Source organism: Bacteroides sp. AM07-18 (assembly GCF_003602695.1).
In the GTDB taxonomy this organism is placed as follows: Bacteria; Bacteroidota; Bacteroidia; order Bacteroidales; family Bacteroidaceae; genus Bacteroides; species Bacteroides uniformis.
On sequence record NZ_QTLM01000001.1, the window covers coordinates 1 to 14410 of the forward strand.

The 14410-nt window shown below is 50.7% G+C and carries 13 protein-coding genes; 3 read left to right on the top strand and 10 right to left on the bottom strand.

Annotated elements, in window-relative coordinates; translation table 11 throughout:
- Positions 1-356: 356 nt before the first annotated feature.
- From DW096_RS00005 to DW096_RS00035, 7 genes are all read right to left on the bottom strand, one after another.
- Complete coding sequence (locus DW096_RS00005; RefSeq protein WP_005828058.1) at positions 357-1043, bottom strand: energy transducer TonB; 687 nt, start codon at positions 1041-1043, stop codon at positions 357-359.
- A gap of 412 nt (positions 1044-1455) precedes the next feature.
- Positions 1456-2157 carry a LytTR family DNA-binding domain-containing protein gene (locus DW096_RS00010; protein WP_022401519.1) on the bottom strand — a complete coding sequence of 234 codons (702 nt, stop codon included), beginning with the start codon at positions 2155-2157 and terminating at the stop codon, positions 1456-1458.
- A complete protein-coding gene (locus DW096_RS00015; protein WP_005828062.1) occupies positions 2154-3221 on the bottom strand; it encodes a sensor histidine kinase in 1068 nt (355 codons plus the stop codon). Before DW096_RS00015 ends, DW096_RS00010 begins: the two co-directional genes overlap by 4 nt.
- A gap of 245 nt (positions 3222-3466) precedes the next feature.
- Positions 3467-4687 (bottom strand): ABC transporter permease, encoded by a 1221-nt coding sequence (locus tag DW096_RS00020; RefSeq protein WP_005828065.1) that lies wholly within the window; start codon positions 4685-4687, stop codon positions 3467-3469.
- A gap of 53 nt (positions 4688-4740) precedes the next feature.
- Positions 4741-5487 (bottom strand): ABC transporter ATP-binding protein, encoded by a 747-nt coding sequence (locus tag DW096_RS00025; protein ID WP_005828066.1) that lies wholly within the window; start codon positions 5485-5487, stop codon positions 4741-4743.
- A gap of 15 nt (positions 5488-5502) precedes the next feature.
- On the bottom strand, positions 5503-6732 hold the full coding sequence (locus DW096_RS00030) for an efflux RND transporter periplasmic adaptor subunit (protein WP_117879010.1): 1230 nt from the start codon (positions 6730-6732) through the stop codon (positions 5503-5505).
- Positions 6733-6744: 12 nt separating this feature from the next.
- Positions 6745-8145: a TolC family protein gene (locus tag DW096_RS00035; protein WP_120027374.1), complete on the bottom strand. Its 1401-nt coding sequence runs from the start codon at positions 8143-8145 to the stop codon at positions 6745-6747.
- A gap of 210 nt (positions 8146-8355) precedes the next feature.
- Between DW096_RS00035 and DW096_RS00040 the strand changes: the two genes are divergently transcribed.
- The 3 genes from DW096_RS00040 to DW096_RS00050 all read left to right on the top strand — a co-directional run bounded on the left by DW096_RS00040 (position 8356) and on the right by DW096_RS00050 (position 11437).
- Positions 8356-8577, top strand: coding sequence for a DUF4492 domain-containing protein (locus DW096_RS00040; RefSeq protein ID WP_005836288.1), 222 nt, complete (start codon positions 8356-8358; stop codon positions 8575-8577).
- Between the two features lie 116 nt (positions 8578-8693).
- Positions 8694-10268 carry a cytochrome ubiquinol oxidase subunit I gene (locus DW096_RS00045; protein ID WP_118930859.1) on the top strand — a complete coding sequence of 525 codons (1575 nt, stop codon included), beginning with the start codon at positions 8694-8696 and terminating at the stop codon, positions 10266-10268.
- A 20-nt stretch (positions 10269-10288) separates the two neighbouring features.
- A complete protein-coding gene (locus tag DW096_RS00050) occupies positions 10289-11437 on the top strand; it encodes a cytochrome d ubiquinol oxidase subunit II (protein ID WP_005828073.1) in 1149 nt (382 codons plus the stop codon).
- 75 nt (positions 11438-11512) lie between these two features.
- Here DW096_RS00050 and mtgA read toward each other — a convergent pair whose 3' ends face one another.
- From mtgA to DW096_RS00065, 3 genes are all read right to left on the bottom strand, one after another.
- Complete coding sequence (gene mtgA, locus DW096_RS00055; RefSeq protein WP_005828075.1) at positions 11513-12217, bottom strand: monofunctional biosynthetic peptidoglycan transglycosylase; 705 nt, start codon at positions 12215-12217, stop codon at positions 11513-11515.
- An 89-nt stretch (positions 12218-12306) separates the two neighbouring features.
- Entirely contained in the window at positions 12307-12981 is a 675-nt protein-coding gene (locus DW096_RS00060; RefSeq protein WP_035448184.1) for an OmpA family protein, read from the bottom strand.
- A gap of 100 nt (positions 12982-13081) precedes the next feature.
- Positions 13082-14410: an MATE family efflux transporter gene (locus DW096_RS00065; protein ID WP_118930848.1), complete on the bottom strand. Its 1329-nt coding sequence runs from the start codon at positions 14408-14410 to the stop codon at positions 13082-13084.

Here is a 14410-nt window from a genome sequence, read left to right on the forward strand (position 1 = left end):
ATTTCAAAGAACTATTTATCCACTTTTACGGGACAGTAGTGATCGTGTGGTTTTATCAGGAGTGATATATTGTTTTTCTATGTAACAGTCTGAGAGGGCTGAATGTTTTTGTTTTTCTGCGGAAAGAAAAATATGGAAGAAGGAAATGGCTGTGTTGATACTTAAAAAAATGGGGGTGTGTCAAAATTCACCACAGATTACACGGATTAACACAGAATGAGCTTAATCTACTGATAATCAAAGATGCTTATCTGTGCAAATCTGTGTAATCTGTGGTGAATACCAGTTTCGACACACCCTCGGATATTGGAGATTACCTTATGAAGACAAGTGGAAAGTGGACACTGGCATGTCTGCTATTGTAATTTAAACATTACGGGAACTGTGAATTTACAACGGACCGGTTTGCCTCGTTGCTCACCGGGTTTCCATTTGGGCATGGTGGAAATCACACGGATAGCTTCTTTGTCCAGATAGGGATCTACGCCTCTTACTACTTTTACATCTACGATGCTGCCGTCTTTGTTGACAACGAATTGTACTATTACGCGCCCCTGGGTTCCGGTCTCTTGTGCAATAGTCGGGTATTTTATACTCTTACCCAGATATTGCATCAGACTCATGCCATTATAAGAAAACTCGGGATTCTTCTCTACAACTTCAAAAATCTCATCCTCTACCGGAATCTCTTCATCTACGGTTGGAGATATGGGTTTGATGATTACAGCTTCACCGATTTCTTCGGAAGAGGCAATGGCTGTTTCTTTCACATTGTCATTATCATCCACAATTGTCAATACCTCGGCAATTGCAGGAGCTTGAGGGGGTGGCGGAGCTACTAATTCGGGTTGCTCCGTGATAGGAATTTCAATTTCCTGCTCAAATACGTTCTCGGTAATAGCACCGCTCATGTCAATCCTAACATCACGCTTCGACCATTCAAATGCAACGAACATGAAGACCAGCACAATTACATAACCTACAAGTAGCCAACTTGACTTCTTGTTTTCCAGGCTTGCTTTGGATGTTTTCTTGATTTCCATAATTTACAAGATTATTACCGTATAATGGTTGTCGCGAAACTAACATTATACAGATGTGATTAGTAAAATCATAAAACATGCGTGCCCACTTGTTTCTGTATTAAAGATAAGAAAATGAATGTTATGTTGGTGTTTGATATGTAGTTATATATAGTTTTTTAAATTTGCTTTGATAATTTTTCTGCTTGTGGATTAAATAGTGTTGATATGTAAAAAGCACTTCCAGCGTTCGCTTACGGAGGAAGTGCTTCACACAAAAACTAAACTAGACTTAACTAAACTATTCTATTGGGGGAGTTTCACAACTCCTATCTGTTCGGTGCAAAGATAAAAAAACATATTTTAATATGCAAAAGGATTCTATAATAAATCGACGTTTTTTCCGATTTTATCGACGGATTAGTCGATTTTTTTAGCTTCTTTGGTCTAAAAATTCTTGAAAAGCTTGTTTATAGCTGTCACTTATCGGGATGTAATTCTTTCCGAACACGATGCGGCCACGGTCTATAATACGTATTTTATTCTTCTGAACAATGTAGGAACGGTGGACGCGCATGAAACGCGAGGCAGGCAGAAGTTCCTCCATTGCCTTCATGCTCATGAGAGACAGGATAGGCTTGGGAGAATCCTCCTCGTAGATTTTGAGATAGTCTTTTAGCCCCTCTATGTACAGAATTTTACTCAATTCGATTTGCACCAGCTTATACTCGCTCTTTACGAAGATGCTCTGAATCTCTTCCTTGGACTGTTGCAGCAATTCGAACCATTGCACAGCCTTGTTGGCAGCCTGCAGAAAGTCGACGTAGGAGATGGGTTTCAGCAGGTAGTCCAGCGCATTGACTTTGTAGCCGTCTATGGCATACTGGTCGAAGGCGGTGGTAAAGACAATGCGGGTGCCGGAATCGACCATCTTCGAAAATTCCAGTCCGTTCAGTTCGGGCATCTGGATGTCGAGGAAAAGCAGGTCGATGTGCTTCTCGGGCAACTCCTTGATGGCTTGTACGGCACTGGAGTATTTACCGACCAACTCTAGAAACGGGGTCTTGTTGACGTAGCTTTCCAGCAACCCCAGGGCGAGGGGCTCGTCGTCTACAATGGCGCACTTCAGATTCATATCTTTATAATTAAAATAGATTTATACTCTTTCATGTCCTCACTCACTCCTTGCTGCCAGTCGTAATGGCCGGGATAGGTCAGCTCCAGACGCTTGCGCACTTGTTCCAACCCGATGCCGCTTCCACTCTTGTCTGCCACGCTTTTGGGATGATAGCTGTTGGTTATTTCGCAATGTATCTCTCCGGGGCTTTCACTGAAGTGGATACGGATAAAGCTGGGCTCGGTGGGGGAGATGCCATGCTTGAAGGCATTCTCTATGAGGGAAATAAAGATGAGCGGAGCTATTTCCGTACGGCTGTCCGGTCGGACGTCTATCTTTGTTTCCACACGGACGTTGGCGGAGAGACGGATGCGCATCAGTTCGATGTAGTTGCGGATGAAGTCCATCTCCTTGTCCAGGGTGACGAAGTTCTGCTGATTGTCATACAGCACATGGCGCAGCAGTCGGCTCAGTTCCTGCACGGCAGTCTGTGCCTTGTCGGCATCGAAGGCGATGAGGGCGTAGATGTTGTTCAGCGTATTGAGCAGGAAGTGCGGGTTGAGCTGGTTGCGCAGGTTCTTCAACTCGGCTTCCGTGCGGCTTTTCTCGGCTTCGCGGCGGGCGGCGTCCATCTGCGCCCAGCGGCGGCTCAGCTTGATGGCAGCGCTGAGGCCGGCGGTGAGAATCATGGTCGAGACGTCGCGCAAGATGAATATCCATTTGGGAGGCCCCATGTGCTGACCGTCATCATCGCCGCGCATATGGTTTTGGAATGTGTATTCTTGCCAAAGGTGGGCGCCGGTGGTAATGCAGATGATGAGCAGTGTGTTCAGCAGGAGATACTGCCGGATGCGTCCCTCGAACAAGTAGCGGGGAATGAGGAAGCAGTAGTTGATGTAGAATACAAGGAAGAATGAGAGGGTACTGCTGCTACCGTGGCGCAGATAGTCCGCAAGGCTGATATTGAAGCCGCTGCGTGTCATCATCAGAAAGGGGAAACCGATGACGATACCCCAGACAATGATGTGTATCAGGGTTTCGATGCCGCGGCGGCGTGGGTTAGGGAGCTGTTGTTTCATCATGATACAAAGATACGGATTTTAGGTGGATATTGGAAATATCCGCTGCCTGCGAAGCAAATCTCTGTTCGCAGGTTGCGGATAAGCGTTTCCAGGTTGCGGATATGTATCCCAAGCTTGCGGATGTCTATCCCAAGGCTTGGGATAGAGATTGTTCTTAGTTTCGCATAACTTTTTTCCCTATTGCCGGAAACTTTTTTCCTAATACTTAAGAACTATTTGGCTAACTTCCGGCAAGGGAGAAAAGGTTATTCGTAGCGTATGGCCTCTATCGGGTCGAGGTCCGCAGCTTTCTTGGCGGGATACCAACCGAAGAACACTCCGGTGACGGTACATACGGCGAAGGAGAGGAATACACTCCACGGCTGGATGAAGATGGGCCAGTGGGCAACGCCCTTCACTATCAAGCTGGCTCCGCATCCGATGATGACACCGATAATGCCTCCGGTGATGCTGATAAGAATGGCTTCGATGAGGAACTGGCTCAAGATGTCGACACCGCGGGCGCCTACACTCATGCGCAGGCCGATTTCGCGCGTGCGTTCCGTCACCGATACGTACATGATGTTCATAATGCCGATGCCGCCCACTACGAGCGAAATGCCGGCTATGCAGGCAAGCAGCGTGGTCATCAGGTCGGTGGTGGAGTTCAGCATGGTGCTGAGTTCCTGCTGGCTGCGAATGGTGAAGTCGTCGTCGTCACTCTCCTTCAGCTTGTGGTTGCGGCGCAGTATCTCGGTGATTTCGTCGGTGGCATTGTCCGTCATGTCCTCGGTGAGGGCGGAGGCGAAGATGCCGCTAAGGTAGGTCTGTGCCAGCAGGCGTTTCATCACGGTGCTGTAAGGGGCAAGCACTACGTCGTCCTGGTCCATGCCCATGGAGTTGTAGCCTTTGGACTTCAGCACGCCCACCACGCGGAAGGGCACTTGGTTGAAGCGGATGATACGTCCCACAGGGTCCTCTCCTCCGGGAAAGAGGTTGTCTTGGATGGTCTTTCCGATGACGCACACCTTGGCAGAGGTCTGTATGTCGGCTTCGGTAAACATCTCGCCGTTCTCCACGCTGAGCTGCCGGATTTCGAGATAGTCCGTGCCCACGCCGCTCACGGAGGAGGGGTAGTTGTTGTTGCCCGCGATGAGCTGCCCGCTGGAGGAGACATTGGGGCTGACGGCAGCCAGAAAGTTGGTTTCGTTTCGCAGGGCTTCGTAGTCGGTCAGCTTCAAGGTCTGCATGGCGCTGGGGTCTTGGCGGACACCGCCGCGCATGTCGGCACCGGGGTGAATCATAATCATGTTGGAGCCCATCTCGGAGATTTGCGCCTGGATGCTTTTCTTCGAACCTTGTCCGATGGCAAGCATCGTGATGACGGACGCCACGCCGATGATGATGCCCAGCATGGTGAGGAATGCGCGCAGCTTGTTGTTGTTCAAGGCTCGCAAGGCTATTTTGAAAAGGTTTGTTCCGTTCATATCGTTTTAATGGAAAGTTTAAAATTAATCCCTAATCCTTAATCCCTTATCCCTCATTCCTCCTCCTGCTTAGGCAATGCTGCCAGGGCTTCGGCTGCATTCTGGATTTGGGTGTTGATGGTATCGTCCTTGATTTGTCCGTCGCGCAGCACGATGTTGCGGCTGCTGTACTGGGCTATTTCGGGGTTGTGGGTGACGAAGATGATGGTGCGTCCTTCGGCATGCAGCTTTTGGAACAGTACCAGAATCTCGAAAGAAGTACGGGTGTCCAGGTTACCCGTAGCTTCGTCTGCCAGGATAACGGCGGGATTGTTCACCAAGGCGCGGGCGATGGCTACGCGTTGCATCTGACCGCCGGACATCTGATTGGACTTATGTTCCAGTCGGTCGCCCAGCCCCACGGCTTGCAGGGCTTCGATGGCACGTCTCCGCCTTTCGGAAGCCGAGACGGAGGAGTTATACATCAGCGGTAGCTCCACATTTTCCACGGCAGTGGTTTTGGGCAGCAGGTTGTAACTCTGGAATACGAAGCCGATTTTACGGTTGCGTAGTACGGCGCGTTGAGGCTTGCTCATGGTGCGTACGGAGATACCGTCCAGCAGGTATTCGCCGCTGGTGGGCGTGTCCAGGCAGCCGAGGGTATTCAGCAAAGTCGACTTTCCGGAGCCCGATGTACCCATGATGGTGACAAACTCGCCTTCACGGATGGTGAACGAGACGCCGCGCAGGGCATGCACGGTTTCGTCCCCCACCTGGAAGTTGCGTTTGATATTTTGAAGTTCAATGACTGCTTTATTCATAATTCTTTTTTTGTATTATTTTCCGCTCTTCTTCTTACTTCCCGGAGGGCCAGGCATGAACGGACTCTTCTCACCTCCGGGAGCTTCCTGGCTCATGTCCGGAGCGCCGCTGCCGGGCATGCTGCCGATGGTGGCTTCGGTCACCACTACGGTACCTTCGTTAATGCCGCTGATAATTTCCGTGTTGACTCCGTTGGAGATACCTATCTTCACCGGATGGGCGGTAAAGGTGTTGCCTTCGCGGGTCCAGAGTTTATGTTCCCCTTCGCAATCCTTCACGATATCATTGTCGCCGATAAGCGGTTTTTCGGGGTTGAAGCGCAGGGCACGGGCAGGAGCGCACAGTACGTCTTTGCGGTCGAGGGTGAAGATGGTGACGTTGGCCGTCAGGCGTGGTTTCAGTTTCAGGTCAGGGTTGTGGGCGGATATGACTATTTCGTAGGTCACAACCGTGCTGGTGCTGGTGCTCGACGTGCTGCTTGAGCTGGCATCTCCCAGACGAATTTGTGTGACCACTCCTTCGAACACGTCATTCGGGTAGGCGTCTACGGTAAACGTGGCGCGCTGTCCCTCTTCCACACCGCCTATGTCCGCTTCGTCCACGTCGGCCACAACCTGCATCTGCGTCAGGTCGGCAGCGATGGTGAACAGTGTCGGTGTCTCGAAGCCGGAAGCCACGGTCTGTCCTGCTTCCACGTCGCGGCTGATGACTACACCGTCGATGGGAGAGGTGATGGTGGCGTAGGAGAGGTTGCGTTCAGCCTTTGCCAGTGATGCCTGGCTGCTTTCGTAGTTGCTCTTGGCCTTCTCGTAGTTATAGACGGACTGCTCATAGTCCGTGGCGGCGATGAGCTGCTTTTCGTTCAGCGTCTTGTTGCGCTCGTAGAGTTTTTTCTGGTACTCGTATTCGGCCTCTGCACCGTTGTAGGCGGCGCGTTGCGAAGCGAGTTCGCTTTGCAGTGTCACGCGGTCCATCTCGGCAATGAGTTGGCCTTTGGTTACTACGGAATTGTAGTCTACATGAATCTTGTCGATGATACCGCTCACCTGGGTACCCACTTCCACTTCCGTCACCGGTTCGATGGTCCCCGTGGCGGTTACGGATTCGGAAATCTCGCCTTTATGGATGGTTGCTGTGGCGTAGGTCACCTTGTGCTTGGCCTTGGCACCACCGAAGAGCCATACGCCGCCGCCCACTATGATTACGGCAGCTACGGCAATGAGGATGATTCTTTTTTTGTTCATATATATAAGGTATTATAATTCGATTTTTTCTCCTTGATAAAACTTCAGTAGCTGCATATTCAGTATGGCCATGTATTTGGCTTGCAGTGTCTCCTGCTGTGCGCTGAGCAGATTGCTTTTCTCAGTCAGCAGTTCTACGGTATTCTTCATGCCCAGGTTGAACTGCTCTTGAATCAGTTCATAGCTGGTCTGCGTACTTTTCAGTTTCTCTGTGGCGGCGGCGTAGCGCTGCTGGGCGCTGTTGGCATCGAGCCAGAGGGTTTCGATGGTCTTGTACAGCGTTTTTTGGTCGTCCAGCAGGTCCAGTTCGCTGGTCTGCTTCTGAATCTTGGCTTTCTCTACGGCACTCTTGGTCTGCCGGTTGCTGAAGATAGGCACGCTTACGGTGAAGCCCAGCGAGTTGTTCCAGTTCTGTTTGACTTGCTCGCTGAAGGTGAAGTCATTGCCGTTGGCATGGCTGGTTCCGATGCCGGCGCTGAGGCTCAGCGTAGGCAGATAGCCAGCGCGGGCAATTTTGATGTCGAGGTCGGATGTCTGTATATTCAGTTTGCCGGCTTCTATTTCCGGACGGAGCACGAGGGCAGAACGGTAAACGTCCGTTTTGGTGGGCAGGGGTGCCAGTACGTTTTCCGTGCCGAGTGTGGGGATGTAGAGGTTCATCTCGGATTCGCCGTCCAGTTCCAGGAGTTGTTTCAGTTGTAGTTTGTAGTCTTGCAGGGTGGCTTGTGCGGTCACCAGTTGGTACTTGTCGGTGCTTACCTGCGCTTCCAGTTGTGCCAGGTCGCTTTTGGCTATGCTTCCTGCTTCGAGAAGCTGGCGGGCGCGTTCGCATTCGGCTTGGCTCACTTCCAGGGTCGATTCGTTCACTTTCACGGCTTCGGCGGCGTAGAGTATCTGTACGTAGGTTTGTGCGATACTTTCTTCGATGCTGTTCTCGCTCTGTGCTACGCTAAGTTCGGCAATGCGGTTGTTCAGTTGCTGTTGTTTGATGGTGTTGAGGCGCTTCCCGCCGTTGTAGAGGGTCCAGTTGGCATCGATGCCGTAGCTGCCGTTATAGGAAGTCTTGCTCTGGCTGCTGGTGATGTTGTCGCCGTCGATGGTGGTGTTTGTCTCGCTCTTCGGGCGATTCACGACACGCTGGCTCACACTGGCCGAAAGGCTGGGGAAGAGAGCGGCTCGGGCGGTCTTTACATCTACCTGGGCACTTTCCGCACTGAGGCGGTTCTTGCGGATGGTGATGTTTTGCTGCAAGGCATAGTCGATGCACGCTTGCAAGTCCCATTGGGCGGGCAGGCTGTCGGCTGGCTGCTCGGAACTGCCGGGTATCTGCGTGGAAGTGCCGTTTTGGGCGGCCACTCCCATGCAGCTTGCCATACATAGCGCTATCACTGTCAATCTTTTTACGTTCGTCATATCTTCGTTATTCTATGGTTTTACATTTGCAAATGTAGTGGGGTGGAGAAAGGATTGCAAAAGTGATAGACGTTGAGTGAATTTTCCTCGCCTAAAATCTTTTTTGTACCGATGAATGGGAGAAGTCTTTTTTCTGTTCAACTTTTCACCTTTTTATTTGTTCTTTATATAAAAGTATTTTATATTTGTAATCATTATAATTTTATCGGCATGAAACAGACTGCGGTAAACATTTGGCGTTTTTATTTGGAAGGTTTTCGAAGTATGACGTTAGGGCGTACTTTGTGGCTTATCATTCTTGTGAAGTTGTTCATCATGTTCTTCATTCTCCGCCTTTTCTTCTTCCCACGGTTTCTGAATACCCCCGTGGTGGGCGATGACAAGGAAGGCTATGTCAGTAATGAGCTTATCCATCGGAGTCTGGGCGACTAAACACGGAGACACAGAGTTTATTTCCTTGCCCTTATAAATTCTCCGTGTCTCTCTGTTCTTACCCGATAACTTAAAAACTTAATAACTCATAACTTATAACTCATAACTTGATTCTTATGCTTGGACACATTGACACTTCCCTGATTGACTGGTCGAGAGCCCAATTTGCCTTGACCGCCATCTATCACTGGATTTTTGTGCCGCTGACACTTGGACTGGCGGTAATTATGGGCATCATGGAGACAGCGTACTACCGTACGGGTGACGAATTTTGGAAACGTACTGCCAAATTCTGGATGAAGATTTTCGGTATCAACTTTGCTATTGGTGTAGCAACCGGTATTATTCTGGAATTTGAATTCGGTACGAATTGGAGTAATTACAGTTGGTTTGTGGGCGACATCTTCGGTGCGCCGCTTGCCATCGAGGGTATTTTGGCTTTCTTTATGGAAGCAACGTTTATCGCCGTCATGTTCTTCGGCTGGGATAAGGTGAGCAAGCGTTTCCACCTGGCATCTACTTGGCTCACGGGGTTGGGCGCCACGATTTCTGCCTGGTGGATTCTGGTTGCCAATGCGTGGATGCAGAATCCCGTAGGTATGGAGTTCAATCCCGATACGGCACGCAACGAGATGGTGGACTTCTGGGCTGTGGCAACTTCGCCGATGGCTGTCAATAAGTTCTTCCATAGCGTGCTGTCCGGCTGGGTGCTGGCTGCCGTGTTTGTAGTAGGCGTAAGCTGCTGGTATCTGTGGAAGAAGCGCGAGAAGAAATTTGCGCTGGCAAGTGTAAAGATTGCCGCATGGGTAGGTCTGTGTGCCGCTGTGCTCTCTGCCTGGACGGGTGATGGCTCGGGCTATCAGGTGGCGCAAAAGCAGCCGATGAAGCTGGCTGCTATGGAAGGCTATTATGAAGGGCGGCAAGGTGCCGGATTGGTAGCGTTCGGGCTGCTGAATCCTGCCAAGCAGACACCGCAGGACGGAGTAGACCCATTCCTTTTCCGTGTGGAAATTCCGAAGATGCTGTCGCTGCTTGCCGAGCGCAAGATGGATGCTTTTGTTCCCGGCATCAATGACCTGCTGAAAGGCGGATATCCGTTGAGGGACGGTACCGTAGCGCTTTCGGCAGAAGAGAAAATAGAAAAAGGAAAAACGGCCATCGGTGCGTTTGCCGCCTATCGTGCAGCCAAGGCTGCGGGCAATGAGGCGGATGCAGAGGTGGCTGCCAAAGTGTTGAAAGATAATGTAGCCTATTTCGGTTACGGTTATATCAAGGACGTGAACGAGCTGGTGCCCAATGTGCCCCTTACGTTCTACATGTTCCGTGTGATGGTGATGTTGGGTGGATACTTCATCCTCTTCTTTATTGTGGTGCTGTTCCTGGCCTATAAGAAAGACTTGTCGCGGATGTCATGGATGCATTGGGTGGCTATGCTCACCATTCCGCTGGGCTATCTGGCTGGACAAGCCGGATGGGTGGTTGCCGAGTGTGGTCGCCAGCCGTGGGCCATCCAAGATATGCTGCCCACGAGTGCCGCCATCTCTAAGCTGGATGTAGGCTCCGTGCAGACCACGTTCTTTATCTTCCTGGTACTTTTCACTGTCATGCTGATTGCTGAGGTGGGAATTATGCTGAAGGCCATTCGCAAAGGTCCGGAAACCGAAACGCACACACCGTCACATAACTCATAACTTATAACTCATAACTCACAATGAATGCTTATATATTTCTTCAACACTATTGGTGGTTTGTAGTCTCCTTGCTGGGAGCACTGCTGGTATTCCTGCTGTTCGTGCAGGGAGGTAATTCGCTTCTGTTCTGTCTGGGGAAGACGGAGGAGCAGAAGAAGATGATGATTAATTCTACGGGACGGAAGTGGGAGTTCACGTTTACAACGCTCGTCACGTTTGGAGGCGCGTTCTTTGCTTCGTTTCCGTTGTTCTATAGTACGAGTTTCGGAGGAGCCTATTGGCTGTGGATGATTATTCTGTTCAGCTTTGTGTTGCAGGCTGTCAGCTACGAGTTTCAGTCCAAGGCGGGAAATCTGCTGGGCAAGACAACGTATCGCACATTCCTGGTGATAAACGGAGTAGTAGGTCCGGTATTGCTGGGTGGGGCGGTTGCTACGTTCTTCACGGGGTCTAACTTCTATATCAATAAAGGGAATATCGCAGATGCGGCAATGCCGGTTATCAGCCAATGGGCTAACGGCTGGCATGGGTTGGATGCGCTGCTTAATCCGTGGAATGTGGTGCTGGGGCTGGCTGTGTTCTTTCTGGCACGTATCTTGGGAGCGCTTTATTTTATTAATAATATCAATGAGGATGATTTGGTGAAACGCTGCCGCCGGGCACTCTGGGGAAATACGGCGTTGTTCCTGGTATTCTTCCTGGCCTTCGTCATCCGCACGCTGCTTGCCGACGGCTATGCTGTACGCCCGGAAACGGGAGAGGTGTTCATGGAGCCCTACAAGTATCTGACGAACTTCCTGCAGATGCCGGTAGTGCTGCTTGTATTCCTGGTTGGTGTGGTGGCTGTGCTCTGGGGCATTATCCGCACGCTGTGGAAGCCGGCATTCGACAAGGGTATCTGGTTTGCCGGTGCAGGGACGGTGCTTACGGTATTGGCACTGCTGCTTGTGGCAGGCTATAACAATACGGCCTATTATCCTTCTACCCACGACCTGCAAAGCTCACTCACGTTGGCAAACAGTTGCTCGAGCCAGTTCACACTGAAGGTTATGGCTTATGTCTCTATCCTTGTTCCTTTCGTTCTTGCCTACATCTTCTACGCTTGGCGCAGCATCGACAATCGCAAGATTGATGCGAAGGAGATGGAAGAGGGAGGACACGCGTATTAATTAAAAATTAAGAATTAAAAATTAAAGGAGGATGTGTCATCTGTGTGCTATTAACTGTTTTGATACATCCTCTTCTTATTCTTTTGTCCGCTTCTCATTTAGCTGGAATTTGGGTACCAGTTTCATCAATCGTAGAATCTGTCCTTGCCTTTTCTTTATGTAAGGGGAGGGGTGTGCTGAGTCGAAGCGTATGGGGTTGGGCAATGTTGCCGCTATTAGTGCGCACTGTCCGGCAGAGAGCTTGGCGGCGGTGGTCTTGAACTTGTATTTGGCGGCAGCTTGTGCACCATAGATGCCTTTCCCCATTTCGATGGAGTTGAGATAGACCTCCATGATACGTTCTTTGGACCAGAAGAACTCTATTAGTACGGTGAAGTAGACTTCCAGTCCTTTACGTACCCAGGAAGACTGGGGCCATAGGAATACATTCTTTGCCGTCTGCTGGCTGATGGTGCTTGCGCCCCGTTTCCGTTTTCTTGTTTCATTCTCCTTTATCGCTTTTTGTATCTCGATGAAATCGAATCCGTTGTGTGTGGCAAACCGGTTGTCTTCCGAGGCAATGACGGCCATAGGCAGGTGAGGGGATATCTTGTCGGAAGATACCCAAGTGTGGTGCCAGCATGGACTTTCACCCTTAAAGACCTGTTGCACGCTGCGAATAACCATCAGTGGCGTGATGTAGACGGGTACAAAACGATAAGCCACTACCGCTAGGATAGTGGAAATAAAGAAGAATAATATGATGTTGCGGAGGAACCGCAAAGGCTTCGGGAGTTTCATGGAGAGAGTGCCAGTGTGATTAATGTGCTAATATGCCAATGTGATCAATGTGCCAATGTGCTAATTGGCACATTAATCACATTAGCACATTAATTATTCGCCTCCGCATTCTTAATCATCTGTTCGCTGGCATACATATATACCTCTACGCGTCGGTTCTGGTCGGCAGACAGACTTTCGTCGTATTCGTTGTATCCCACGCCTTCCACTTTCTTGAACTGGGCCGGAGATACGCCGCAATCCTGCAAATAGTTCTCTACGGCATAGGCGCGGTTCTTGGAAACTTTCATGTTGGCTTCGTAAGTACCCACTTTGTCGGTATGGCCGATGATGGCGATATCGGTTGTCGGGTCTTCCTTCAGAATCTGTGCGAGTTCGCGCAGGGAAGCCTTTGCCTCGTTGCTCAGTGCTGCGGAGTTGAAGCCGAAAAGAATACCTGCCGCAAAGGATACTTTGACAGCCGGCAAGCCGTTTGCATCCGTCACCTGCTCCACTTGGGCGCCTTCAATCTTGGCAGCTTCGGCAGCCTTCTTGTCCATCTTGTGTCCGATGGCAACGCCGGCACCCGTACCTACTGCAGCACCTACCGCAGCTCCAATGGCTGCCCCCTTGCCTTTACCTATCAGTCCGCCGATAATGGCACCTGCTGCTGCACCGGAGCCACCGCCGATTATTCCACCTTTGGCCTTGTTGTTCATTGTGCCGCAACTGCCCAGCAGCAATGCGCCGCACAAAAGTAATACTGTAAATTTCATCTTCTTCATAACTCTTTTTCTTTAAAAGTTGACTTTATCTTTAATGTTGCAAATTTATGTATATAATAACCATATTCTTCTTTCTAAAGTTCGCCAGTTCTGTCCTTTTTTAGAGAATTTTCCTTTTGATGAGGACGAACCAGGCTGTCAGTATAAGACCTTTGGCAACGGTCGTTCCACTTACTGCCCACCAGATGGCATCCACTCCCATACCCATGTGCACCAGCAATAACGCCACCGGAATACGCATGTAATTGCATCCGATGCTGACAATGGCAGGCGGCACTGTCCGTCCCAGTCCGTAGAACACGCCCTGCATGGTAATTTCCATCATCATGAACATTTGCGAATAGCCGTCGATGCGGAGGAAATCTCCGCCCACACGGTAGGCTTCGGCCTCGGGTACGAAGATAGAGAACACCTCGCTGCCGAAGAAGATGAACAGTAGTGAGCAGAGGCTTCCGAATACGCCCGTCATCCACATGGTGGTGCGCCATGCTTGCTTCACGCGCGACTTCTGCCCCGCGGCATAGTTCTGGGCGATGAACGTACTCAGCCCCGTGGAGAATCCTTGCGAAGTATTCCAGGTAATGGCCTCGATTTGTCCACCGGTGGTGAATGCCATCAGTCCGATGTGTCCTCCCTGCTCCGAGGCGGTGCGCGAGAGGAACATATTGACGAAGGCAAATAGCGTGTTCAGCGTAGCCACGGGCAGCCCGAGCTTGAAGATGCGCCGGGTGTACTTCTTTTTCAACGGAACGATAAAGGAGAAACCTCCGAGCACGGCGCTTTTCTCCCGGAGCTTGTAGACGAAGATGCCGAATACTGTAGCTTCGGAAAGCCATGTGGCAAGTGCCGCGCCCACTGTTCCCCAACCGAAGCCGAAGATGAACAGAGGGTCGAGGAGGATATTCATAATCAGTCCCGTTCCGCTGATGTAGAACGGAATCTTGCTTCGTCCTGCCGCGTTGTAGATGCCCGTGAAGGCAGCGGAGAGAAAGACAAACGGCAGTCCCGTCGACACGATGCGCAGATAAGTCACGGCGGCGTCCGTGATATGCTGTTTCAGCTCGAAGATGTTCAGAATGGGGCGGGCGAAAAGGAAGAGCAGACCTCCCCAGCAGACGGAGATGAGCAGGGCAATCGTAATGTTGTGCGAAGCAAAGCTGCGTGCATCCTCTTCGCTGCGTGCACCGATGGACTGGCCTACGCTGACTTCGGCGCCCACTTTATTGAGCAAGGCGATGGAGCCGGACATCCACGTCAGTATGCCTACCGCACCTACTGCAGCCACGGACTCACTGCCCAGACGCCCTACCCATGCCATGTCCGTCAGGCTGTAGGCCATCTGGATGAACGAGGTGGCCATGATGGGCATTGCCAGCGTGAAAAGCTGGCGGTTGATGGGGCCTTGTGTCAGATTCTTTGTTCCTTGCAC

Excerpts from the sequence above, each read along its gene's own strand:
- DW096_RS00005 (WP_005828058.1), bottom strand. The coding sequence starts at position 1,043 with ATGGAAATCAAGAAAACATCCAAAGCAAGCCTGGAAAACAAGAAGTCA.
- DW096_RS00010 (WP_022401519.1), bottom strand. The coding sequence starts at position 2,157 with ATGAATCTGAAGTGCGCCATTGTAGACGACGAGCCCCTCGCCCTGGGG.
- DW096_RS00015 (WP_005828062.1), bottom strand. The coding sequence starts at position 3,221 with ATGATGAAACAACAGCTCCCTAACCCACGCCGCCGCGGCATCGAAACC.
- DW096_RS00020 (WP_005828065.1), bottom strand. The coding sequence starts at position 4,687 with ATGAACGGAACAAACCTTTTCAAAATAGCCTTGCGAGCCTTGAACAAC.
- DW096_RS00025 (WP_005828066.1), bottom strand. The coding sequence starts at position 5,487 with ATGAATAAAGCAGTCATTGAACTTCAAAATATCAAACGCAACTTCCAG.
- DW096_RS00030 (WP_117879010.1), bottom strand. The coding sequence starts at position 6,732 with ATGAACAAAAAAAGAATCATCCTCATTGCCGTAGCTGCCGTAATCATA.
- DW096_RS00035 (WP_120027374.1), bottom strand. The coding sequence starts at position 8,145 with ATGACGAACGTAAAAAGATTGACAGTGATAGCGCTATGTATGGCAAGC.
- DW096_RS00040 (WP_005836288.1), top strand. The coding sequence starts at position 8,356 with ATGAAACAGACTGCGGTAAACATTTGGCGTTTTTATTTGGAAGGTTTT.
- DW096_RS00045 (WP_118930859.1), top strand. The coding sequence starts at position 8,694 with ATGCTTGGACACATTGACACTTCCCTGATTGACTGGTCGAGAGCCCAA.
- DW096_RS00050 (WP_005828073.1), top strand. The coding sequence starts at position 10,289 with ATGAATGCTTATATATTTCTTCAACACTATTGGTGGTTTGTAGTCTCC.
- mtgA (WP_005828075.1), bottom strand. The coding sequence starts at position 12,217 with ATGAAACTCCCGAAGCCTTTGCGGTTCCTCCGCAACATCATATTATTC.
- DW096_RS00060 (WP_035448184.1), bottom strand. The coding sequence starts at position 12,981 with ATGAAGAAGATGAAATTTACAGTATTACTTTTGTGCGGCGCATTGCTG.